At 56.0% G+C, this 21,967-nt stretch carries 18 protein-coding genes; 11 read left to right on the top strand and 7 right to left on the bottom strand.

The window, feature by feature from the left end; all coding sequences use genetic code 11:
• Window positions 1-70: 70 nt before the first annotated feature.
• From HG15A2_RS18180 to HG15A2_RS18170, 3 genes are all read right to left on the bottom strand, one after another.
• On the bottom strand, window positions 71-1,033 hold the full coding sequence (locus tag HG15A2_RS18180) for a CNNM domain-containing protein (protein ID WP_145062036.1): 963 nt from the start codon (window positions 1,031-1,033) through the stop codon (window positions 71-73).
• On the bottom strand, window positions 1,030-2,289 hold the full coding sequence (locus HG15A2_RS18175) for a CNNM domain-containing protein (RefSeq protein ID WP_246117979.1): 1,260 nt from the start codon (window positions 2,287-2,289) through the stop codon (window positions 1,030-1,032). Before HG15A2_RS18175 ends, HG15A2_RS18180 begins: the two co-directional genes overlap by 4 nt.
• A 134-nt stretch (window positions 2,290-2,423) precedes the next feature.
• Entirely contained in the window at window positions 2,424-4,214 is a 1,791-nt protein-coding gene (locus HG15A2_RS18170) for an ABC transporter permease subunit (protein WP_145062033.1), read from the bottom strand.
• Between the two features lie 213 nt (window positions 4,215-4,427).
• On the opposite strand from HG15A2_RS18170, the gene HG15A2_RS18165 reads away from it, so the two are divergent.
• A complete protein-coding gene (locus tag HG15A2_RS18165; RefSeq protein ID WP_145062031.1) occupies window positions 4,428-5,903 on the top strand; it encodes a tetratricopeptide repeat protein in 1,476 nt (491 codons plus the stop codon).
• Window positions 5,904-6,342: 439 nt separating this feature from the next.
• On the opposite strand, the gene HG15A2_RS18160 is transcribed toward HG15A2_RS18165, so the two are convergent.
• Window positions 6,343-7,191, bottom strand: coding sequence for a hypothetical protein (locus HG15A2_RS18160; protein ID WP_145062029.1), 849 nt, complete (start codon window positions 7,189-7,191; stop codon window positions 6,343-6,345).
• Window positions 7,192-7,447: 256 nt separating this feature from the next.
• Here HG15A2_RS18160 and HG15A2_RS18155 point away from each other — a divergent pair, with 256 nt between their 5' ends.
• On the top strand, window positions 7,448-8,407 hold the full coding sequence (locus tag HG15A2_RS18155) for a hypothetical protein (protein ID WP_145062027.1): 960 nt from the start codon (window positions 7,448-7,450) through the stop codon (window positions 8,405-8,407).
• A gap of 71 nt (window positions 8,408-8,478) precedes the next feature.
• On the opposite strand, the gene HG15A2_RS18150 is transcribed toward HG15A2_RS18155, so the two are convergent.
• Complete coding sequence (locus HG15A2_RS18150) at window positions 8,479-10,212, bottom strand: DEAD/DEAH box helicase (RefSeq protein WP_246117781.1); 1,734 nt, start codon at window positions 10,210-10,212, stop codon at window positions 8,479-8,481.
• 46 nt (window positions 10,213-10,258) lie between these two features.
• Entirely contained in the window at window positions 10,259-11,056 is a 798-nt protein-coding gene (locus HG15A2_RS18145) for a hypothetical protein (protein ID WP_145062025.1), read from the bottom strand.
• 312 nt (window positions 11,057-11,368) lie between these two features.
• On the opposite strand from HG15A2_RS18145, the gene HG15A2_RS18140 reads away from it, so the two are divergent.
• The 9 genes from HG15A2_RS18140 to HG15A2_RS18100 all read left to right on the top strand — a co-directional run bounded on the left by HG15A2_RS18140 (window position 11,369) and on the right by HG15A2_RS18100 (window position 20,694).
• Complete coding sequence (locus tag HG15A2_RS18140) at window positions 11,369-11,833, top strand: tyrosine-protein phosphatase (protein ID WP_145062023.1); 465 nt, start codon at window positions 11,369-11,371, stop codon at window positions 11,831-11,833.
• Between the two features lie 266 nt (window positions 11,834-12,099).
• Entirely contained in the window at window positions 12,100-13,215 is a 1,116-nt protein-coding gene (locus HG15A2_RS18135) for a phenylacetate--CoA ligase family protein (RefSeq protein WP_145062021.1), read from the top strand.
• Window positions 13,216-13,315: 100 nt separating this feature from the next.
• The gene (locus HG15A2_RS18130; RefSeq protein ID WP_145062019.1) at window positions 13,316-14,737 is read left to right on the top strand and encodes an aldehyde dehydrogenase family protein; all 1,422 of its coding nucleotides are present in this window, start codon (window positions 13,316-13,318) and stop codon (window positions 14,735-14,737) included.
• A 98-nt stretch (window positions 14,738-14,835) separates the two neighbouring features.
• Window positions 14,836-15,978, top strand: a complete 1,143-nt coding sequence (locus HG15A2_RS18125) for an iron-containing alcohol dehydrogenase (protein ID WP_145062017.1) — start codon at window positions 14,836-14,838, stop codon at window positions 15,976-15,978.
• Window positions 15,979-16,054: 76 nt separating this feature from the next.
• Entirely contained in the window at window positions 16,055-17,185 is a 1,131-nt protein-coding gene (locus HG15A2_RS18120) for an outer membrane protein assembly factor BamB family protein (RefSeq protein WP_218932072.1), read from the top strand.
• Between the two features lie 118 nt (window positions 17,186-17,303).
• Complete coding sequence (locus HG15A2_RS18115; RefSeq protein ID WP_145062013.1) at window positions 17,304-18,605, top strand: coproporphyrinogen-III oxidase family protein; 1,302 nt, start codon at window positions 17,304-17,306, stop codon at window positions 18,603-18,605.
• 45 nt (window positions 18,606-18,650) lie between these two features.
• Entirely contained in the window at window positions 18,651-19,007 is a 357-nt protein-coding gene (locus HG15A2_RS18110; RefSeq protein WP_145062011.1) for a four helix bundle protein, read from the top strand.
• A 15-nt stretch (window positions 19,008-19,022) separates the two neighbouring features.
• Window positions 19,023-19,502, top strand: coding sequence for a glycine cleavage system protein H (locus tag HG15A2_RS18105; RefSeq protein WP_145062009.1), 480 nt, complete (start codon window positions 19,023-19,025; stop codon window positions 19,500-19,502).
• A gap of 358 nt (window positions 19,503-19,860) precedes the next feature.
• A complete protein-coding gene (locus HG15A2_RS18100; protein WP_145062007.1) occupies window positions 19,861-20,694 on the top strand; it encodes a PEP-CTERM sorting domain-containing protein in 834 nt (277 codons plus the stop codon).
• Between the two features lie 19 nt (window positions 20,695-20,713).
• Here the strand turns inward: HG15A2_RS18100 and HG15A2_RS18095 are convergent, their stop codons facing one another.
• Window positions 20,714-21,901: a PrsW family glutamic-type intramembrane protease gene (locus tag HG15A2_RS18095; RefSeq protein ID WP_145062005.1), complete on the bottom strand. Its 1,188-nt coding sequence runs from the start codon at window positions 21,899-21,901 to the stop codon at window positions 20,714-20,716.
• Window positions 21,902-21,967: the final 66 nt, after the last annotated feature.

The following is a 21,967-nucleotide window of genomic DNA, read 5'->3' as shown; positions in this document are numbered from 1 at the left end:
TACTGAGAAGCCTTGGCCGCGATTCTAACTTGCCTGCATAATGTGTGCAAAACTGGCGAGTCGCTCGCTCCTAACTCTTAAACAAGGCCATACGCAGTTCGCGTCCCGTGACAAACCCAACGGTGTTGCCGTCGTCGTCGACTACGTGGCCGAGGGCGTCTTCTGCTTCGCTGAATTTGTGCATGGCGGAGAGGTACGTTTCGTCGGCTTGCAATTCGAGCATTGGCAGGGCAGCAGGTAGGCCTTTCTCGTTGTTAATGAAGAGGTCGGCAGTGCGGATATAGCCGACTAGCTTGCGACTCTGCTTCACATCCTCCACCGGAAGTAGCGTGCGGCTGTGGCGTTGCGCGAGCTTCAGGGCATCGCTCTTGCTCATGTCGGTTGTGAGCCGCATGTTGCGAGAGCCGGCGATTGCGAATGTCGCTATGGGCTGCGCTGCTACTGAGAGCATCTCCTGGGCAAGCGTGCGCTGCACAGGGCGAAGGATGCCGGCTTCGTGGCCTTCTTCAACGAGTTGGCTAATCTCGCGACGGGCCAAGCGCAGCCGCAATTCTTGGGGTGTGGTCTTGGACAACATTTTGAGCAATTGGCTCAACGCCCACAGCAGCAGTGTGGCCGGCGCGAACAGAATCGTGCAGAGTACCAAACCTGGCGTGAAGCGGCGAAGCAGGCGGTTGGGTGCATCGTAGAATAAGTTCTTGGGGAGCAGTTCGCCGAGGATGAAAATGACTGGGGCAATCACAATCGGCGAGAGTAAATCGGTAATGGTGCCGCCGTTGGGAATTAGGCGCTGGGTGCCCATCACGACTGCCAGCGATGTGACGTAGTTGGCCAAGTTGTTGCCCACCAGTGCGGTCGCGATGAACAGCGAGGGACGATTGGCCAGCCAGAGCATGGCCTTCGACGCCCGATCGCCTTGCAGGCCATCGATCACCAAACGCAACCGAGTCATGCGATAGAAACCGGTTTCGGTGCCACTGAAGAATGCGCTCAGCAGAAGACCTACAATAAACAGCACCAACGCCAAGATCATGACGGAGCCCCCCGGCCGTCGAGACGACGCAGTTCCGCGGTGAGTGGCGTGTTCCCCTCAGCGGTGAGCACTCGAAATGCGAACGGACCCCACTGGACTTCGTCGCCTGCTTCGGGGATGCCCTGCAAGCTTTCCTGCAGCACGCCTGCTACAGTCATGCTTTTACTTGCAGGTGGCGTGATGTCGAAGTAGCGCCCCAACCTACGTAGACTCGTAATGCCGGTGACTTGCCAAACCTTGGGACCGAGCGGATGTATCGACGAGGTCGCCATGAGGCGTGCGCTGCGGCTGGTATCGTCCAGAAATATGGTTTCGAGAATGTCTTCGAGCGTCACGATGCCAATCGTCTCGCCGTTCTCATTGACGACTGCAGCCACCTCGCGATGTTTTTCTTGCAATTGCTCCAGAATCGAAGCGATATCAGCACACCAGGGGACATAGATCACATCGCGGGCGAAGTCTTCTAAATGGCGTTTTGGTACATTCGGCAAATGTTTGAGCGGAACGGCGGCAGCGATCTCCTCAGAGTCGGGTTCGGTAACCATCAGATAACCGCTAGGCGTGAGCTTCCCGCCGAGTTGCTCCAGATGAACCGGCGGCGCATAGGATTGATAAAGCCGTCGCGGGCGCATGAGCTCTTCGGCGGTCAGGCTGGAAAGTAGTACGATGTTTTCAAGGGCGGAGCGTTCCTGCGACGCGAGTTGCTCGTCTTCGGTGCTGAGCGTGATCGCCCGTTCGAGGTCGTTGATCTCCAGGTACGATTCGCGCTCGAAGGTAGGGAACGCCAGTCGCACGAGCGTCCGATTGATCCCGCCGAACAGTGGCATGACTGGGTCGAGTACTCTGACCGCTGCAGCTAACGGAACGCCAAGCAGCTTGGAGAGTGGCACTGCTTGTTGTACGCCAAAGGTCTTGGGCAGCATCTCGCTACAGACGATCAGCGTGATGAGCGCCGCAAATGCCACACCGGCTGCCTCTGCCACGCGACTTTGCCGTTCGAGCTGGATGCCGATGACCGACGCCAACGCGAAGTACATGATGTTGATGATCAAGTTCCAAAACAGAATGGCCGTGAGCAGCCGATCGGGCTTGGTGAGCAATTCGGTAGCTAATCGCCCAGGTCCACCACTGGCGGCCAGCTTACGACGATCGTCGTTCTGCAAGGAAAAGAGCGCCGCCTCACTGCATGAAAAGAACGCGCTGCATGCGGCCAACACCAGCATGGCGATAAGGAACGGAGCGAACTCGCCTAGCACGGCCAAGTGGGGGTTCCTGTAAATTAGCCACGGAGGACACGGGTGTCACGGATCCATTTATAAACCTTAGCATCTTGCGAGCGTAGGTTACTGCCGAGACAAAGTAATCTACGCACAATCAATTCCATCATTCACTAATCTTGAGCGGTTGCTCGTCCTGTGGCAATGTCGAATTCGTCGATGGCTGGGATGAGCATTGCCGCGGTGGCGAAGCCGTAGGTTAGGAGTGTGACCATCATAGCAGCGCCGAAATTGGCTTGGAGGAAGCTGGTCATGATGAAAAACGTGGCAAATGGTGACGTCAGGCAGGCGATTGCGAGGGCCTTGGACTCGTTGCGGTAGGCGAGCGTCGTATACAGACCTACGCCGCCCCCGAACATAAACGCGGTAAAGGCGAGGAATTGCGAGCCGAACGATGTTTGGAATGCCAGCATCATGCGCATGCAAACGGCAATGCCCAGTAGGAGGAATAACACGGTCCCGAGGCTGGCGGCTACGGCGGTGCGAGAGTTCGGGTAGCTCATGCCCAAATGCACGCCCAGCATTGCTGTGAACGATGTGAGCGTGAGCAATCCTAGCAGCAGGAATACGAGATTCTCTGTGCCAAGTCGCCCGGTGTACCACAGTACCCCGCAAAGCAGCGCCGGTAGCAGAATCATTTCTTTCGCGTTGTAAAAAACGCCAACGAGCTTGCCGAGAATAATTTCCTTGGGCGAAAGATCGGTGACGAGCAGCAAATCGAGCGCTCGCAAGTCCCGTTCGTTGGTGATTGAGGTGACGGCCAGCGCGTTGACAAGCAACAGGCCCAGCACCATCAGGGGCGCCAGCGGGCGAGCTTCGGAAGGGAACGGCCCTGAGGACGTGTAACTTTCCGCTTGCAGTGCCGACCACAGGCCGGCGGCGCAGATAGCGAATACTATGAGATAGGCCACGCGCACGAGGATAATCTTCTTGCCGTACGCCCACGTGCAGATTTCTCTCCAGAGAATTGGATTGTCCCACACTTCGCGTGTTTTGGCCGAGTCTGCGTGAATATCCACGCCAGCGGCAAGTGCTTGGTCGGTCGATTTCTCGCTTTGAGCACGTGTTTCCGAACGAGGTCGCGCTTCTTGGGAAGGATTCCAGACGCGCACCATCGCAATGGCCGTGGCGTTGAGAGCGAGCATGAGCAGCCCGCCGAAGATCAGGAATAGATTCACTTCGCTGCAAACGTAAGGCAGTTGTCGGTCTTGGTTGCCTAAGTGTAGCGGCTCGACGGCGGCAAATACCGCACGCAACGGACTGAGTCCGGCGGCCCAGCGATCGGTTGCCACGCCCCACCAGTCGGGGCCGAACACGCCGCTGGCGATGGCTTCGCCTAACAGCAACCATAAACCGAGTACCAGCGCGGTCATCGCGAGCGTTTGAAAGGTCTTCTCCCGCCACAGCGCGAGCATGGAGCCCAAGCTTCCGCCAGCCAGCGCCGCCACCAAAGTCACGGCTGTCACACGCAGCACCTGTGCCGCGCTCACGCCACCGAGCAACGTAAGTAGCATCAGCAGGGGCAAGCTCGCAAGAATGAGCATCAGCACGCTGAGCACGCTCGCGAGCAATCGGCCGAGGACCAGCTCTGAGTTGGTCATGTTGGTCATCAGCAGCAAGTCGAGCGTGCGGCGGTCTTTTTCCATCGCGACGGCAGCCGCGGTCAGGAGTGCGGAGAATGCCAAGCCAAGGGCCATCTGCACGGGGGCAATCAAAGCAAACACGGTGCCCCCAAAGCGTGATAAATCGCCGATGCCGCGTACCGGTTGCGAACCGGAGAGTATCAGCCAAGCGGTAATGGCCAAGCTGAACAGGGCACCCACGTACAGGGCTCGCAGCCCATAGAGCCGCCAGTTGCGGGGGGTCGTCGTGACTTCACGAGAAAAAACGGGTCCGACGAGCAACGCGATTCAGCTCCCTGTATTTTGAAAGGTGGGCTGCAATGTCGCCCGTTCCGGAGTATCTAGCTCACTATAAACAGCAGACTGTGGGGCGTCGACCGGCGCGGGGGTGTATCTTCTGCGACCGTAATAGTCCGCATTCTCAAGTGTCCCGCCGGGTGTTTCTTTTCGCACGAAGTTACCGGAGAAGTGTACTCTGGGGGGAAATCGACTAGAATGTCTATGCTGCCAGTTCAACTCACCACCCGCGGTGGTAGCAATTACGATGGCAATTACGATAGCTCTTATCGCCGCGAACACCTCGAGGTACCCATGCTTAAAGAGATTTCCCGCCTTTCACGGCCGCTTCTGCTTCTGGTTCCATTCTTGCTGCTGGGGCTGATTGCTTGCTTCCCGCACTCCGCCTGTGCTCAGTTGACCACCGAGAACCTCATTGGCGACTCCGTGTCGTTGTCGAATCGCTCCTATCCGGAAGTGGAGGACGCGATCCAACGTTTCCGCAATAAGGACGTGGACGCCGCCCGCGCGTTTCTCGATCGTGCGAAAGAAAAGTACCCTAAACTGCCGCCCACGGACATCACCCTCGCCAAGATGCACATCATCGGACGCGACGGCAGCACTGCAAGAATTTTGCTAGAAAAAGCTGCCACAAATTCGCCGGACGACCCTGAGGCTTACTTGCTGCTTGCCGACGATGCGTTCACCTCCGGGCGAACGACCGAAGCTGCCGTACTGTTTGATAAAGCGGGCGAACTGACTGAGGCCTTCACCGACAATGCTAAGCGAAAAGGGAAGTTTGAGATCCGTGTCCTGGCGGGCCGGGCTGGCGTCGCAGAACGCCGTCAGCAATGGGAAACCGCGGCCGGCCTGTTGAAGAATTGGATTGAGATGGATGCTGAGAGTGCACCGGCGCATCAACGGCTTGGCATTACGCAGTTTCGCCTCGGTCAGTTTGACGAAGCACGTAGTGAGTTCAAGAGAGCTCGCGAATTGCGAGAGGAATTCAACCACCCGGAAGTCGTGATGGGCCGCTTGTACGCTCGTGAAGGCAAAGACGATCTCGCGAAGCAAGCGTACCAAACCGCCTACTCAGAAGATGGCGACAACGAGGACACAGCTCGCTCGTATGCAGAGTACTTGCTTCGTGAAGAAGACATTTCCAAAGCGAGTGAGGTTTCTCAAAAACTGCTCGCGAAGAACCCTAAGTCGATTCGCGCACTACTGCTCGATGGTGTGATTGCCAAGTTGCAAGGCGATATGGATCGAGCGGAAACCGACCTGAACAAGATCCTAACGATCGATCCGGCTAATGCCGATGCGAACAACGTGCTCGCCCTATTGCTGGTTGATAGCGACGACGAAGATAGCAAGCAAAAGGCCCTTCGCTATGCACAGGTCAACGCCCAGCGTTTCCCCAAGAGCCCGCAGGCTCGAGTGACGCTTGCCTGGGTGCTGCACAAAATGGGCAATGATCGCGAAGCCCAGCAAACGCTTCAGAACATCTCCGGCAGCAATCTGAGCTCCGACTCGGGGTACTTGGTCTCGCAAATGATTGCTGACCTAGGAAAACGCGACCAAGCTCGCAAGATGCTCACGCAGGTGTTAAAGCAGTCGCAAACGATGATTCTGTTTGAGACAAAGGCCCGTGCGTTGCTTGAAGAGTTGGAAGCGGACTCGGGTGACGAGGAGTGAGTGAAGTTCAGGCAGTGTCGAAGCGAGCATAAAAAGGTCCTAGCAAGTCGATCCGTCGTCTTGCTAGGACCTTTATCCTGAAGCGAAACACAACTTTTGTGTTCCGCCCTCCCGTTACTTTTAGACAAAGCCGCCGGCATGTGTCTACCAAGAGCTTTGTACTAAGAGTATCGGCCCGGACGGGTGCAACGCTCCAGTGGATTCTGCGGAATGTTTGGAGGAAGCTGAAGGGGGCTGGTACAGCGGATAGACCGCAAGCGGCAAAAAAGAAAGCGGGTAGACATCGCTAGGACATCTACCCGCTCCCACATTCGGCCTCGGGGCCAAGAAACACCTCACTCCCCAGTAAGCGTTCTCGGTCGAAGCCAGTTAGTTTTTGTTTCGAAGACTTGGTTGTCTGTTAAATTTTATCGTTTGAATTGATTAGGGTGCCGATCGATCAGTTGTTGATCGTGGAGACGGTTCCGGGGTTCGCCTCGACATACTCGCTGATCTTGTCCTGCTGGGCTTTGCGCCATTGCCCGAAGGAGGGGATCAGGTTGGGACCAATCGGCTGTGGCGGGGTAGGAACCGGAGCGGCTTGTGGTGCGACGACTCCCGGGCGTAGGTTGCCGCTTTCGTCGAGTACCGAATCGGAGGTGACTGCACCTAGGACGTCGATTCCAAAGGGCTCGACATTGGGCAAGTGACCACTCAGTGGATGCTTGGGTCGCATTGCCAGGGGGGCAAAGCCAAAACCGCTTTGATAGGCCCCAGTTTGGCAGTTCATGGGGCCTAGAGGCTCGAAGCTTCCATACGAGCCACCACATTGGCTTTTGTGGCAATGCCTTCGATCGCACAGCCGCATGAGTGGTGGCTTGCAACTGCCACAGTAATCGTTCGCCCAGGGGCCATAGGTGCAAGCCAGCGGTGTGCAGCCGCAGGCTCTCTTGTAAACGTGGTCGCGAAAGCGATAATGGCAAGCCCCGTAGGGCGAACAGTAACCTTTGCCACAGGCACTGGCATAAAGCGGATGGCAGCGACGGCAAGCAGGCGATGTGGTGATGGACTGTTTGCAATCGCTGAACAGGCCGTAACGGACTGAGTCGCAATGGCGAGGGACAAAGTAGTCTTGGTCGTAGTTCCAAGCACAACCGCCATCGGCCGTGGGAACCGTCGCTCCGAATGTTTGACGAAACAGGCGAGCCTGAGCTTCCGGAGTGGCAACCGTCAAGGTTGCTAGTGCAAACAGCACGATAAGGCGGGAGGTGAGCAGCCTGTCCGAAATGCTTATGAGTTGTTTCTTCATCGGTGGGCCTTTTCGCGGTGGGGAGGGGGGAGTCGCGTGGGCGGCGTACGTGGTAAGTTGGGAGTCGCACGTTTGGGGGGGCGTGACTTTCCTCTGAGGCTTCCCCAGTGGATAGTGTTTCCGACACCTAAGAATGGGTTGCTCCCGGGCGTTGAGCAAACACAACACGTACGGTTTTCCCAACAGCTTTCCACTAGCCATCCGTTACGACCGGACTTCGCGCGAGCTGAGCACCACTGTCGTATTGAGATGAGTGATGTCTGTGACGATTGCAACGAATGTCGTGCTCTTTGGGCCCCCTTCGCAGCGGGAAACCGTTGGCGTTTGCATTATTGCTAGTGCGATTGCGTTGCTGCTGCTCTACGGAACGCGGCGTGCTGCTGGAACAACTCTTGCCGCCCCCTTGCTGTGGGGTGCGTTGTCGGCAAGCGTGCTGGGACTTGTGGAGCTCACGCTGTATTCGCTGGAGGGCATTAGCCCACTCGGCCAATCCGCTCTACGCTACCTCGCCGCAGCAGGCACTTTCTGTCCCCTCATGGCCGTGTTGGGAGCCAAGCGGCCACAGGATCGCGGCTGGCAGTGGATTGTGCTCTCGCTGTGGGTGGTACTCGCAATCCCCGCGATTCAATCGCTACTGACTGGCGCGGGCTCTCAGCTGGAACTGCCTGGGATATGGAAGGGTTTCCTGGGGATACTCATTGTGATGGGGTTGTTGAATTACTTGCCGACACGTCACTGGATGGCCGCCCTGCCCTTTGCCTGCGGTCAATGTTTGTTGTTGGCGGAGTACTTAGCACCAGGGCGGCTAAGCGGCAAGCCGCTGGAAGGCGGGTTGCAGCCAACAACGTGGAGTTACCTTTTGATTCTCGCGGCAGCGGTGATCGTTTGGTTGCAGAGCCTCAAAGAACGCTCACTGCAAATTGAGGAAGTCCCGCAGGCGGAAATGCTTGCCGCGCAACTACGCCGCTGGTTGAAGTTCCGCGATGGCTGGGGCGCGTTTTGGACAGCGCGGCTCATGGCACGCGTGAATCAAACTGCTGAGATACAGAACTGGCCCGTGCGGCTGTGGCCGTCGGGGTTCAAGGCAGTGGACGAATCACAGCCGGTAGAGGTTACCGAAGAGTTGGCCGCTTCGATTAAGAAGACGCTCGACGCGCTGCTCTGGCGTTTTGAACGTGTGGAGGAAGTGCCGAGAGCTTCAGACGTTATAGACTAGCAAAGTTAGCCGCCGAGCAAGCTCGACGGCAAACGCGAGTGTGACGCGATGGCGTCGTACTGAAGAAGCTGCTAAGCCGCATTCGGGAAGTTCAATGGAAACAGACCGAAGATTTCTTCGCGAGAGAGGCCGTTGCGCCCCGAGCGCGGTTCGCTCGGCTGGTCAGCGTCGTCATTGAACACTTGGGCGAACAACTCGCGTTTCTCTTCGAGTACCACGTTAATGCGTTCCTCGATGGTACCGGTCGCCAGGAAGCGTGTGACCGTCACGGGGCCAGCGGCGCCGATGCGGTGGGCGCGATTGATTGCCTGATCTTCGACTGCCGGGTTCCACCAGCGATCAAACAGAAACACGTACTGCGAGAATTGCAAGTTCAGCCCCACGCTGCCAGCTCCGTAGCTCATGAGCAGCACGCTACTGTTGGGGTCGTCACGGAATTGCTCGATGATGCCGTCACGCTTCTTGCTAGGAACTTTGCCGTGGTACTCCAACGGACTGAAACGGCCCAGCTTGGCGGTGAGTTTCTCAATGGTGTTCACCCATTGGCTGAACACAATCGCCTTGCGACCACTGGCGGCGCACTCTTCCAGATCGGCCTCCAGGCGGTCGAACTTGGTGCTTGCCCCGGTGACCGGATCGAAGTTGCATATCTGTTTGAGTCGCAAGACTAGTTCGAATACATGCTGGATCGTCAACTGAGCGCCAAGATCGTTGAGCGCCACCACGCCGTCGTCTTCCGCAGCACGGTAGGCTTCGTATTGCTCGGGCGAGAGTGCCACATCTGCGTCGCGGACGAGTTTCGGCGGCAATTCGGTCAGTACGTTGTCTTTAGTGCGTCGCAGCACGTGATCGCTCACCGCGGCGCGTACCGAAGGGACCTTCATCTGCGGGCGCAGGCGGCCTGGGGAGACAAACTCAAAAATGCCGACAAGATCTTCAACACTGTTTTCAATGGGCGTGCCAGTGAGCGCCCAACTACGCGCTCGCGGGATCGAGCAGATGGCGTGGTTGGTCGCGCCATTGCGGTTCTTGATGCGCTGTGACTCGTCGATCACCATTACATCGTAGGAGGGGTTCACCGCAGCAGCCAGTTGGCGGTCGCGAACGACTAGCTCGTAGTTGGCGATGAGCACGCCGGATTTAGCGTTCTTCCATAGCCAGCGGCGTTCCTCGGAATTGCCTTCGATCACCGTGACCGGCATCTCCGGTGCCCACTGTGCGAACTCGCGTCGCCAATTACTCACCAAGGGCTTCGGGCAAACGAGCAAGGTGCGGCGCATGAGCCCCTGATGAGCGAGCAAACGCAATGTCACGACTGCTTGCATCGTTTTGCCGAGTCCCATCTCGTCGGCGAGCACCGCTTCGTGTCGCGGGTAGAGATAGGCAATGCCATCCAGTTGGTAGGGAAATGGTGTAAACGGAAAATCCAGCGAGCGGGCCGCCAGGAGGTTTTCTAACGGCGGTTGGAGCAAGTAGCCAAGTCGGTCTGACCACTTGACGACATCGCGCGGTGGTTGAATGCGTGCGCTTTGTGTTCCAGGCCGGCTCGGAGTACGCCTGCCGTCGCCCATCGATTGAGTGAGTGAGCGAGGTTGCTTCGGACCGAGCCTAGCTGCCTCTGCATCGCGCATGGCCAGCTGGCGAGCGATGTCCGCACCTTCGGCAAATAGTTGCCCCTTCAGTCGCGCGGCGAGCGGTTCGATGCGCATCCCGATGACTTCTGGATTAGCCAGTCGGCAATCAATCTGAAAGGAGCTTGGGCGAGTAATGCTCAGCGACTCGTCGAAGGGTTGAATGGTGAGCACGGCGATCCCAAAGAGGATAGGTATTAAAATTCGCGAGCAAGGGCTGTTAGGCCGCTGAACGGTACGGATTATCCGTTTCCAGGTTGGGCGCTTGCTCCTCGGTCGACTCTGCTACGGTTTCTTCGTCGATCTCCTCTTCAATAGCAGCCTCTTGCGCTTCGGCTAGGGCTGCTTCGATGCGCAGGAAGGGCTCGCTGAGTTCCACGTAGCTCGCCAGGCGACTCAAGTGCTCGCGTGCTGTTGCGTCGAGGAAGTTCTCTGTAGCAAACTCCACTCGACAGTTTCCTAAGCAAATCGCAGGTCCATCAAACGACAAGTCGATGCTCTCTTTGCCGTCGTCCGCTGGGCTTGCTTCTTCACCGTTTGATTGTTCCACCATCCCAATGGGCAGTTCGCACAACAACCCTAGCCCCAGCATTTCCTGTTGATTGGTCAGCACTACTTCGGGTCGTAGTTCGGCTTGCTGGATCAACGGGTGTCCAATGACTTCGCCCAATAAATATTCTCGAAGGGTTGCCCCGTAGAGAATCTCCTGGGCACGAGTCGGTTGCACAGGAGTCGTGCAACGAAATTCCAAGGGGCGACCCTGGAGTGATAGCACCAAATAGCCTCCGAATAGTCCGTGCTGGGGACTTTCGACGACCGTCAGGAAGCCAATGGCTGGTAAGGGTTTAGGGTTACTGGTTTGCATAGTCAGAAGTTGCGAATCGATGAGGTGGGGCCCGGCGAGTGCCTGCACAATCGTCACAGGAGTTGCCATTTGGCTAGGTGGGCCCAATCGGTTCATCGGGCTGGGGTACCGACCGACTTTAACTGGTCGGTTTTTGTCGAAAGAGTCGCTCATCTCTAGGAATATGCTCAGTTTCGACTAAACTGAGTGCATCAGGCCGGAATGACACGTTGATAAAACAGGCCCCTCACAGGTCGTTGTAGCTACTAGCTTTGCTAGCAGCTTGAGTTGTCGTGCATCAATTTTGCTCAGGGTGCTCGATCACGACGCAAGCGCCGCGGCGAAACATTTGAAAACCCGCAAGTACTTTATCGAAGAAGATTCGTTCAGTCTGATTCTCATTTGCAGATTTCTATTCATCGCAGCAGCCAGCACTTAAATGCAACGTGTCCTTAGCGACGCGTTAAGGAAGGACCACCAGCCTCGATGTCACAGACTCATCCGAGCCGCACAGCAGTTTTCTCTCAGGTGGATGTTTCCGCCGCCGGCGTTCCTTCCGAGTCGATCGACTCCGACTACGTACAAACCGATTTGTTGCGGGAGATGCTTGCCGCTCAGGATCGCACGAACGAGATCCTCGAAGAGTTGGTCTCGGTGATGTCCAGCCAGCAACGCCAGCGGAAGCAGGAATTGCACAGATGGAAGAACGCAAACCCTCAGTTATCGAAGTCCTGCCACGATGCGGCTGAGTCGCTAGGCCGCGTCCAGCAGGAGTATTTAGAAACGCTTACTGACGAGATCAACGACTCAGCCGACCATATGGTCGACGGGGAATACTTTCTCAATGAATTCGTCGATCGCTTCGGTCCGCGGCTTGCTCACCTTAACGGCATGATCCAAGTGTTGTCTCATCTGGGCAATAATGCGACGACGTTGCATGGGGAATCTTAGACGAAGCTGATTGCCAAAGTGTCATTCCGAAGGGAAGGCTCGCATACCGAGGAGTCCGGGTTGCACCTTCCTACGCGATAACTGTCATACACTTCTCCAGGCCGGATTCCTCACTCGCTTGGCTCCTGTCGGAATGCCATGGTCGTATCGCGACACTCGCTCTGCCCAGCGCGTTGTTTCTCGCCGCTTCTTGCGGTATTCTAGGAAACTAAGTGGCTAGCCTTGCGGTCACGCGTTTTCCTACCTCCCACCTTGCCGTGCTACCCATGTCCTCCCCTGCATCCGATGCAACCGTTGTTGCGGCGCGTGAATTGTTAGACGCTCATACCGTTGAAACGGTCGCGTGGCATTTTCACGAATCGACGGGCTGCCCTTTCTGGCTTGAGAAGAAGAACGAGCTGAATTTCGATCCACTCACGGAAGTGAAGTGCTACGACGATCTGAAAAAGTTTCCTGAGTTTGAAGACGAGTGGCTGCGCGGCGGACCTGTGCGGCGTTGGGTGCCAAAGGGGTTAGCGGATAAACCGGTCTACGTATTCGAGACCGGTGGCACGACGGGCATCCCCAAGAGTCGTATCGCTGTGGATGACTTCCGCACGGATTACTCCAATTTCAGCGACACGCTGCCGGACGAGTATTTCCCCAAAGGTGCCAACTGGTTAATGCTGGGGCCTTCAGGGCCGAGACGGCTCCGACTCGCTGTTGAGCATTTGGCCCAGCAGCGTGAAGGGATTTGCTTCTGCATCGATCTCGATCCACGCTGGGTGGTGAAGCTCATCAAGAAGGGGTGGATGGATCACCTGGAGGAATATAAGAAGCACTGCATCGACCAGGCGATTACCGTGCTCACCGCCGGTCACGATGTGAAGTGCATGTTCGGCACGCCCAAGCTCATTGAGTCGCTTTGCCTAGAACTGGAAGAACGCGGCACGAGTCTCGCTGAGTGCGGCATCACCGGCATCTTCAGCGGTGGCACAGAATTCACACCGCAATGGACCAAATTTTGTGTGGAAGAACTCTTCGGTGGCCCCCCTGAGGAGAGCGGCATCTACATGACGCCTACTTATGGCAACACGCTGATGGGCCTGGCATGTAGCGAACCGGTGACCGCAGAAAATAAATACAAAATTACCTACCACGCGCCGCAACCGCGTGCCGTGTTGGAAGTGGTGGACTTTGATAACACGGATGAACTCGTGCCCTACGGCGAAACGGGCCGCTCGAAGCTGACGACGCTCACCCAAGAGTTCTTCGTGCCCGGTTTCCTCGAACGTGACGAGGGCGAACGCGAAAAACCTTACGAAGAATATCCCTGGGACGGAATTAGTGGCGTGCGACCATTTCACAGGTTGGCCTCGGCAACAACGGTCGGGGTTTATTAGCCACGGATGACACGGATAAACGCGGATATGCACGGATAGTCGCGGTCATCGTCTACTTTGATCTGTGATCATCCGTGCCATTTGTGACCAACAAAAAACTATGATCGAACTACCAGCAATCCGATGGGGCGTTCCCTACGAGTCTCTCGAAGTGGACGAGGTGAACCACTTTTATACCGGCGAGCCAGTTGCGCGGGTGCATACCGTGGGCAGCGGCATCATTCAGCGTGACGCCAAAAAGGCCAAGAATGCTCGCCGCGCGTTGCAAGCGTTGTCGCCGGCGGAGTTGATCGCTAAGTGCAAAGCTGCCGGTGAGTTGTTCGAGAGCGGCACGCTAACAGTCGGAGACTCGACACAATCCCCCGAAGATTTCATTCAGCAGCAATCGGCAACCACCGGCATGCCGATCTCCATGTGCGAGGCAAACATCACCAAGAATGCGTTTGTGCTGAAGAACTTGGAGCAGATTCTCGATTGTCTGACGCGAGGGCTCGATCTCAATATCCTTGCTCGCGGGTATGGGGAGGAGGACCGCGGGGTGACGGTGAGCTACCAAGCCCAATGCGATGCGCTCGGTGCGGTGCTGCCATCAAACTCGCCCGGCGTTCACACGCTGTGGTTGCCAGTGATTGCTTTGCAAATGGGGCTGGTGCTTAAGCCGGGTAGCAGCGAACCGTGGACGCCCTACCGCGTGTTCGCCGCGATGGTTGAAGCGGGCATTCCCAAGGAGGCGTTTAGTTTGTATCCGGGGGCAGGTGGGGAAATCGGCGGGGCGATTCTTGCCAGTTGCCGTCGCAGCATGATCTTTGGCGGGCCGCAGACGATCCAGCAGTACTCGGGCAATCCGAAGGTGCAGGTTCATGGACCTGGGTTCAGCAAGATCGTCTTCGGCGACGATTGCGTGGACGATTGGGAGCAGCATGTCGATTTGATGGTAGACAGCGTTTACAAGAACGGCGGGCGGAGCTGCATCAATGCGTCGAGCATCTACGCTTCGCGTCACACAAAAGAAATCGCCAGTGCCCTAGCTGAGAAGTTGGGCCCGATTGAAGTCCTACCGCCGGACGATCCCCAGTCAGGCTTAGCGGCATTCACAATTGAAGGCTCTGCCAAGGCAATTTGGGGTGCACTGGAAAGCGACATCAAGGATTCCCAAGTAACAGACATGACTGCCAACTACGGCGAGCGGCTGGTCGAGAAGCCACCCGTCGCGTACTTGCGACCAGTGGTGCTGCATCACAGTTCGCACGAATCGGTGTCGCGCAATAAGGAGTACATGTTCCCGCTGGTAAATGTAGTAGAATGCCCCCAGGCAAGGATGTTGCAAGCGATGGAGTACTCACTCGTTTGTACGGCGATCACCGAGGACGACGATTTTCGCAGAGAACTAATAGCAAGCACCGAGATCGACCGCTTAAATCTTGGTCCCATTCCCACCCCAAAACTCGATTGGCTCCAGCCGCATGAGGGAAACTTGATCGAGTTTCTGTACAAGAACCGTGCCGTCCAAGTTGCTACCTAATTGGAATCAGTCACGGAAGATGCTGATGTCGCGGATAGTATTTTACGTGATTCACTAGTTCAATCCGTGCTGTCCGTGTCACCCATGGCTAATTATTCATGAGTGGATTTGACTATAACTGCCCGACAAAGATTGTCTTCGGCCCAGGTTGCCTCGATGACTTGGGCGAACTGGCGGCCGGTCTAGGGGTAACGCGTGTGATGGTGGTTTCTGACCCGGGCATCGAGGAGGTGGGGCACACACAGCGGGGCGTTGCTTCACTCAAGGAGGCAGGCCTGGAGCCGCACATCTTTGACGGTCTTGCGGAGAATCCCACAACCAAGCATGTCGATGCTGGCGTCTTGGTCGCAAAAGAATTTGAGCCGCAGGCAATCATCGCAATTGGCGGCGGCAGCAGCATGGACTGTGCTAAGGGGGTTAACTTTCTCTATTCGTGCGGCGGAAGCATGCAGGACTACTGGGGCGTCGGTAAGGCGACGGGCGACCTACTGCCCATGATTGCGGTGCCTACGACCGCCGGCACAGGGAGCGAAGCCCAGTCGTTCGCACTGATTTCCGATGCCGAGACGCACGTGAAAATGGCTTGCGGCGACAAGCGGGCGGCGTTTCGCATTGCGATTCTTGATCCTGAGCTGACGGTCACCCAGCCAGATAGGGTGACGGCGCTCACTGGCATCGATGCCATTTCGCATGCCGTAGAGACTTTCGTTACGAAGAAACAGAACGAGCGCTCCTTGCGATACAGCCTCCAGGCGTGGCGTTTGCTAACGAGCGGCTTCCAGCAGGTGCTCTATGACGCGGATGATTTGACAGCCCGGACTGCGATGCAGCATGGCGCGTGTTCTGCAGGCATGGCGATTGAGAATTCAATGTTGGGTGCGGCTCACGCTTTGGCGAACCCGGTCACTGCGAAGTACGATGTGACCCATGGCGAGGCGATTGGAATCGTGTTGCCCTGGGTGGTTCGGCACAATTCGAGCGACGAGCGAGTCGCCATTGCCTACAATAAGTTGCTGAGCGAGACGGGCGATACTTCGGACGAGTCCACCGACCAATTGGCGGACTATTTGTCGCAGCTTGTGGAATATGCAAATCTCGCGACGACACTTTCCTCCTGTGGCGTCGAGCGAGAATCGCTGCCGCAGCTTGCCGTCGAAGCCGCCAAACAGTGGACCGGCACTTTCAATCCAGTAGAAATGTCTACAAACGACTACTTAAACCTTTATGAACAAGCGTTCTAATTCGATGTGTCACCTAGCACGAGCGTTAGCCCGCAACGTCCCGATGCCGTTCTCCAGGAGCGTCGTCGGGACGACGATGGCTAACGCGTGCTTGCTTGGCGTGCTCTTGTTCACCCAGAGTACTTCCAACGCGGATTGGCCCGTGTTTCGTGGCGATGCGAATGCTTCTGGCGCAGTGACGGTGAAATTGCCAGCGGAGCTAGAAGAGCTCTGGACCTATTCCGCAAAGGACGGTGACTCGGAAGGTGGCTTCGAGGGGACGGCGGCTATCGCTAACGGTATCGTCTATGTTGGTGACTTCGATGGAACTTTCCACGCCGTCGATCTGAAAACTGGCGAGAAGAAGTGGACCAAAAGATTCGAAGATACCGGCTTTCTTGCCGCCACTACAATTGCCGGCAAGCACTTGTACCTTGGTGATTACAACGGCATCGTGCGCTGTCTTTCTACTGAAGATGGTAGTGAGGTCTGGCAGTACGACACGAAGAGCGAAGTCAATGCCGCGGTGAACGTGCATGGCGAAGCTGTGCTGGTGACTACCGAAGGGGGCTCGCTTCTTTCTTTGGACAAGGCGACTGGCGACAATCGCTGGGAGTACACCATCGATTCGCCCCTGCGTTGCTGGCCCACGGTCGTGAAGAATCGCGTGCTATTGGCTGGTTGCGACGGGGTGCTACATGCCGTGGATGTCGAGAAAGGCAAGCAGCTCGACACGGTTAGCATCGAAGGACCGACGGGCTGCACGCCTGCTGTGATGAAGGGTCGTGCATACTTTGGTACCGAGGATGGCAACTTCTTTGCGGTTCAACTTGACCCACTGGAAATCGCCTGGAAGTATCGCGACACGAAACGCAGCTCCGGCGTACGCACTGCAGCAGCTCTCACTAAAGACATCGTCGTGTTCGGCAGTCAAGGTAAGAAAGTCTATGCGATCAATCCCGAGAAAGGCGAGCCGCTTTGGGAGTTTCCCACTCGCAGTCGAGTGGAGAGTTCTCCCTTGATCGTCGGCAAGTTTGCCTTCTTTGGGACGGTGCGTGGGCGATTATACTTAGTCGATCTGAAATCTAGTGAAGAAGTCTGGCAACTCAACACGGGCGGTAGTTTTATCGCTTCGCCGGCAGTTTCAGACGAGCGAATTGTTATCGGTAACACGGATGGAACGCTTTACTGTTTCGGTAGAGCGGAAACTGGCATAGAAATAAATTAAAGTGCTATTTTGGGAACACTAATTTTCGCGAATTGACACTGATGCCAGTGATACTAGTGTTAAATAGCGATAGTTAGTGGTCCTAATTTGCTTCGCGTTCATTACGAGTTACAAAACTATGGCAGAATCAACGAAGACAGAGGTTGGCAGTTACTTTATTAGCAACTATCCGCCGTTCTCCCAATGGTCGGCTGAGGATGTGGGCGAGGTGCAGGCTGCGCTCGATGCACCGCCTGCGGACGTACCTTTGGGGCTGTATTTGCATATTCCGTTTTGCAGAAAACGCTGCAAGTTCTGTTACTTCAAAGTGTTTACCGACAAGAACGCGGACAATATCGAACGCTATATGGCGACGCTCTCGAAAGAAATCGAGTTAGTGAGCCAAGTGCCCGCGATGGGCGACCGACCGTTTCGATTTGTGTACTTCGGTGGTGGCACGCCCTCATACTTGAGCGTGAAACAGCTTCGCCGCTTGGTGGACCGCCTAGAAGCGAACATCAGTTGGGATAAGGCTGAGGAAGTGACTTTCGAGTGCGAGCCGGGTACCCTGAGCGAGCCTAAGGTTCATGCGTTGCGCGAACTGGGCATTACACGACTGAGCCTGGGTGTAGAGCATTTCGACGATGAAATCCTCAGCGCGAACGGGCGGGCTCACGAGTCGCCAGAAATCTACAAAGCCTGGCCGTGGATCCAAGCCGCGAACTTTCCGAATGTGAATATCGATCTGATAGCCGGCATGGCTGGTGATACGACCGACAAGTGGAAAGACACGGTCGCTAGGGCGCTCGACATGCAGCCGGATAGCGTCACGATTTACCAAATGGAGTTACCGTTCAATACAGTTTACTCCAAGGATATTCTTGGCAACGAGATCGAAACGCCTGTGGCCGATTGGCCGCAGAAGCGTGAGTGGGTCGATTATGCGTTCGATCAATTCGCAGCGGCCGGCTATGCTGTGTCGAGTGCGTACACGATGGTGCGCGACCCTGAAGCAGTGAACTTCAGCTATCGCGATAACCTCTGGCAAGGAAGCGACTTGTTGGCCACCGGCATTGCGAGCTTCGGGCATATCTCGGGGGTGCATTATCAAAATCTTCCAGAGTGGGAAGACTATTGCGGTAGCCTCGAGGCGGGCAAGTTGCCGTTGTCGCGGGCCCTCAGAATCACTCCGCATCAGGCACTCGTCCGCGAGATGATTCTGCAAATGAAAAAGGGTTATCTCGACCCTAAGTACTACCAAGAAAAATTTGGCGTGGACATCATCGATCACTGGCAATCGGCCTGGGACGAGCATGTGGCAAACGGCTATGTGACAATCGCCGACGGACGGATCGAATTGACTCGCGCTGGGTTGCTGAGGGTCGACGGTTTGCTGCCGGCGTTCTTTGAGGCGGAACACCAGGGCGTAAGATATACCTAGAAACAGCTCTTGGCTGTTAGCTATTGGCAAGTAAGGGATCGGATAATGCAAGACTTTCGGAATCTTGAGGTGTGGAAACTTGCTCACCAGTTTACTCTGATCGTTTACGAGGTCACCAAAGTATTTCCTGGCGACGAACGGTTCGGGTTGGTTTCTCAATTGCGCCGCGCCTCTTGTTCAATTGGGTCAAATCTTGCAGAAGGGTGTGGTCGAGGCAGCGACGCTGACTTTGCTCGCTTTGTGCAAATGTCACAAGGTTCAGCTAGCGAAGTCGACTACCAATTGCTGTTGTCGAGAGATCTCGGATTTCTGCCAGACGAGGAATATCAAACGATCACTGAGAAACTCGGCAGCACCCGGCGTATGCTCAATGCTTTGTTGTCAAGACTACGTAAAAGTTAAGCTGCTTGAGAAATTATGGCCAACAGCCAACAGCCGAAAGCCAATAGCCTGTCATTCATGATGGGTGAGTTCCAGGCGGATTTCCCCACCGATCGGCTCTACGCGAAGAACCACTTGTGGGCTCAAGAGCTTGCGAGTGGGAATTATCGCTTCGGCTTCGGAGCTTATGCCGTGCGTTTGCTGCAGGATGTTTACTTTCTTGATTGGGAAGTCGAAGCAGGGGCTACTTTGGCTGAGCGGCAGGAGATTGGCCAAATCGAAAGCCAAAAGGCGGAGGCATCGCTCTACGCGCCGCTCGCGGGTGAGTTGTCGCTCATCAACGATGTGCTACTCTCTGACCCATCAACCATCAACGTGGACAAGTACGGTGACGGTTGGCTCTTTGAAATGATTGGCGATGGAAGTGCCCTTCTCTCCCCTGCCGATTACATTGTTCACTTGGAAGCAGTGTGGGAAGTCACCCAGCGCACGATCAAGGGGCAGATGAATGAGTGAGAAAAAGTAATAGGACGTTAGGGATTCGGACGAGCGGTTAGTTTTTTCCGAGCCGATCACGCAAGCCTAGATAATACGTCGGAAAGAAGCAGAGTATTTGCTTTGCTCTTTCAACGATCTGTCACTGCTATTTTGCCAAATTGGGCGAAAAAACTTGCCTTGTTTACTGGGGCTGATTAGGCTGGAATTGTTCTCGGGTATCTCCCGAATATCCCCGATTCCTTCTTCCAAGAGTCAGAACTAACGCAGAGCCGGTGTAGATAGACGCAATACTCCCCCCTCTTGGGGAAAGTATGCGCCCATCTATGCCGGCTTTTTTGTTGGCCACGCCAATGTATCTCACGAAAGTAGTCATCCTATGAGTATCAACACAATGAGTATCAACAAGCGAAGCAGTCGATTCCCGATTAGAGTGACGATGGTTGCTGTCATGGCGATCTGCGCCCTGCCTTCGATCGCCAGCGCGGGGACGTTTTCCTGGGGTGACATCGCAGGTACGGATGTGATGTTCCTGGACGTTAAAGAAAACAACGACGAGGCGACCTCGCTGTTCGCACCGATGCCGGGCACAGGCGGGCCGATCAGTATTGGGAATTCGCTGCACCTCGATCCGCAAGGTTTCTCTTCGGAATCATCGAACAATACTGCCGACTCGCTCGACAGCCAGCTTTCGACTGTTATCAGGTCCAACGTCGGAAAGGGACTCGAGAGCATCAATATCAGCGAGTTGGGAGATTACTCTTTGGGTGGGCTCACCGGTCGCGAGGCAAACGCTTCAGTTGGCGCTGCCTTCATTTGGACGGTTCTCGAAGTCGATGGAGCAGCTGTCAATCTGGCCACGCAGGCCACCAATCTCATCTTGGGGACAGGTTCGGGACCCAACGGTGGACAGTATTCCCGCCCTGGTGACGACGGGACTGCTGTCATTTGGAGCGGTGCGGCAAACATCGATCTGGCGGCGTACCTCAGTAGTTTGCAAATTAACGGAAGCGTAACGGCGCTGCGTTTAACGTTCGACAACACGCTGCAGACATCCGCGGACGACGCAGCAACCGCATTCATCAAGAAGAAGAGCATCGACATCGGTGTCGTGAGTGGCGACTCACCAGGGCACGATGTGCCGGAGCCGACGACGACACTGCTCTTGATGCTGGGAGCGTCGCTCAGTTCGTGTCGGCGTTGGCGTCGATAGTCCGCTTGCAACGCGTCGCTCACACTGTGACCAGCGACTCAGGCATTTCACGCAAGAACAAGTAGGCCATCAGCGCTTGCGAGATCAACGAGGGGATCAAGACCTTGGCGGCAAGGTGAATGCCCAACCAACTGCTCAGCACAACCAGCGTGGCAGCGACCACCGTGCTCGTGCAGATGACGAAGTTGGCCGATAGCGAGAAACTCTCGCGCCGCATTTTTCGAAGTTCTTTCAGCTCGCGGAAGAATTGCCAGACGATCAGGATGAAGATGATCGAGGCGAGGATGTTGTATTCAACCAAGTCGGGCAGCACGATGAAGGCGTCGTACAGGCCGTGGGCGAGGATGGCCGCCCCGAGGACGCCAAAGAAGTGCGCACCCCACTGCTTCGGCCAGCGACACGCGCGGTAAGCAGCCAATCCGACCAATGCGGTGAGCGACATGTGCAACGGGGCGGCTGTCATCATGCGTCCCAGGGTCGAGGTGGCCCATTCTCGTGTGAAATAGCCGATGTTTTCTTCTAGGGCAAAGCCTAGTCCAACGCAGCCAGCCGTGATGAATGCGGCGAGCTCATCTCGCGAAAATAGGACAAACGGAAGCAACGGCAAGAAGCATACGAACTTGCTGAACTCTTCGCGGAAGCCGACGCCAAGTATGAAGAATCGAAGGCCGGGCACAAGCTCTTCGCTTTCTGTCAGTCCCCAAAACTGCTCCTGCCAAACCAACAAAAAAAGTGTGCCCCAGATGCTTAGCACTCCCAGGGGTATCCCGACGAAGCAAGCCCAAGACCTGAGACTGTGCAGGTTGGGTGTTTGGATTGCTTGCAGGGAGAAAGCAAGCCAGCAACCGCACACCAGGAATGCGAGACCTATTGAGGCGCGGCTTCGCCAGCCTTCGACCATGGCCTTAGGAATCGCCAGAAAAACGTCGAGCCACTCACCCTGTCGAGCCTGCCCTTCAATCTCCTCCCAAGGGGATGGCCCCTCGGGTATAGGGTCGCCGGGGGATGGTGTCTCAGGATCGGGCGCGTCGGGCTGACTCAGATCGGGCTCTAGGGATTCGGCGACAAAGTTGTTCACGGGATCAATCCCACTGACGGCAAAGCTGACAAGTATGCCTAGGCCCAGGATGGACGCCGCTGTCCACAATAGAAACCGGGCATCGTGCGTGCGGAGATCGATCCAGTGGCGTTGCGATTGAGAGAGCATGATGGCATTCTAACTCAAACAATAAGAATTTAGTCAGGGTGGCATGGGTAGCTTGCTACCCTGGAA

Origin of the sequence: Adhaeretor mobilis, assembly GCF_007741515.1 — a bacterium.
GTDB lineage: Bacteria > Planctomycetota > Planctomycetia > Pirellulales > Lacipirellulaceae > Adhaeretor > Adhaeretor mobilis.
The sequence above is the reverse complement of the archived record's forward strand: the minus strand, read 5'-3'. Positions and strand labels throughout refer to the sequence as shown.